Source organism: Nitrosomonas sp. JL21 (genome assembly GCF_009833095.1).
Classification (GTDB): domain Bacteria; phylum Pseudomonadota; class Gammaproteobacteria; order Burkholderiales; family Nitrosomonadaceae; genus Nitrosomonas.
Map to the genome: position 1 here is coordinate 1 of NZ_QRCB01000073.1, position 2,108 is coordinate 2,108.

At 56.0% G+C, this 2,108-nt stretch carries 1 protein-coding gene; it reads left to right on the plus strand.

Features of this window, described 5'->3' with window-relative positions:
• Positions 1-2,108, plus strand: a 2,108-nt coding sequence (locus tag ABF87_RS14525; RefSeq protein WP_205012713.1) for a hypothetical protein, incomplete at both ends; no start/stop codon positions are given.

Here is a 2,108-nt window from a genome sequence, read left to right on the forward strand (position 1 = left end):
GAGAAATTACCTATCATTGGCTGCGCGACGGCGTCGATACAGGCGCGACCGGTATCGACTACTTATTGACGCAAGCCGACGTAGGCAAGGTCTTTACCGTACAAGCAACCTACACCGACCTGGGTGGACATGCTGAGAGCATGACGAGCGCGGCTACCGCAGCGGTTGCAGACGTTAATGATCCGCCAGTGGGCAGTGTCACGATCACCGGCACGGCAGAGCAAGGCCAGACACTGAGCGTAAGCAACGACCTGACCGATGTGGATGGCCTCGGAGAAATTACCTATCATTGGTTACGCGACGGTGTCGATACCGGTGTGACCGAGACGAGTTTTGTGCTGACCCAGGCTGATATCGGCAAAGTATTCACGGTACAGGCAACCTATACCGATGCTGGCGGCCAAGCCGAAAGCGTAACGAGTGCACCAACCGCAGCAGTTACTGATATCAATGACTTGCCAGTGGGCAGCGTTACGATCACCGGCACGGCAGAGCAAGGCCAGATGCTGAACGTGAGCGACGATCTGACCGATGCCGATGGCATTGGAGCAATCACTTATCACTGGTTGCGCGACGGTTCCGATACCGGTGCTACCGGTGCAAGTTACTTGTTGACACAAGCCGACGTGGGCAAGGCAGTCACTGTACAGGCAATGTATACCGACCTGGGTGGCCATGCCGAGAGCATACTGAGCAATGCGACTGCACCCGTTGCCAATGTCAATGACACACCAGCGGGCAATGTCACGATTAGCGGCACGGCAGAACAAGGCCAGACACTGAGCGTAAGCAACGATCTGACCGATGCCGATGGCCTCGGAGAAATCACGTATCACTGGTTGCGCGACGGCATTGATACGGGTGCTACCGGTATCGATTACTTATTGACGCAAGCCGATGTCGGTAAAGTCTTTACCGTGCAAGCAACGTATACCGATGTGGGCGGTCAGGCTGAGAGCGTCATGAGCGCAGCCACCGCAGTGGTTGCCGATGTCAACGATTTGCCAGTGGGCAGTGTCACGATCAGCGGCACGGCTGAGCAAGGTCAGACACTGAGCGTGAGCAACGATCTGACTGATGCCGACGGCCTCGGAGCAATCACGTATCACTGGCTGCGCGACGATGTTGATACCGGTGTGACCGAAACGAATTATGTATTGACCCAAGCGGATATCGGCAAAGTATTCACCGTTCAAGCGACCTATACCGACCTTGGCGGTCATGCTGAGAACGTATTGAGCAATCCTACTGTACCAGTTATCAACCTCAACGATGTGCCAGCGGGTAGTGTCACTATCACTGGCACGGCTGAACAGGGCCAAACGCTGAATGTGAGTAACGATCTGATTGACGCCGATGGTTTGGGAGAAATTACGTATCATTGGTTGCGCGATGGTATCGATACCGGTGCAACCGGTGCGAGTTACTTGTTGACGCAAGCCGACGTAGGCAAGGCAGTCACTGCACAGGCAACATACACCGACCTGGGCGGCCATGCCGAGAGCGTGCTGAGCAATGCGACTGCGCTTGTTGCCAACGTCAATGACGCACCAGTGGGTGCTGTCACGATCACCGGCGCGGCTGAACAAGGCCAAACGCTGAATGTGAGCAACGATCTGGCCGATGCCGACGGCCTCGGAGAAATTACGTATCACTGGTTGCGCGATGGTGTCGATACCGGTATCACGGGTGTCAGCTATGGACTAACCCAGGCTGATATCGGCAAAGTATTCGCCGTACAGGCAACATACACCGACCTGAGCGGTCAGGCTGAGAGCGTGATGAGCGCTGCCACCTTACCCGTTGCTGATGTTAATGATGCGCCTGTGGGGAATGTCACGATTACCGGCACGGCACAACAAGGCCAAACGCTGAATGTGAGCGACAACTTGACTGATGCCGATGGCCTCGGAGCCATTACGTACCATTGGTTGCGCGATGGCGTCGATACCGGCGCGACCGGCGCCAGTTATGTACTGGCACCTGCCGATGTGGGTAAAGTCATCACCGTACAGGCGGCATACACCGACCTTGGTGGCCACGCCGAGAGCGTAACGAGTAATGCCACTGCGCCTGTCAGCTCAGGCAACCAAGCACCCACATTGGTA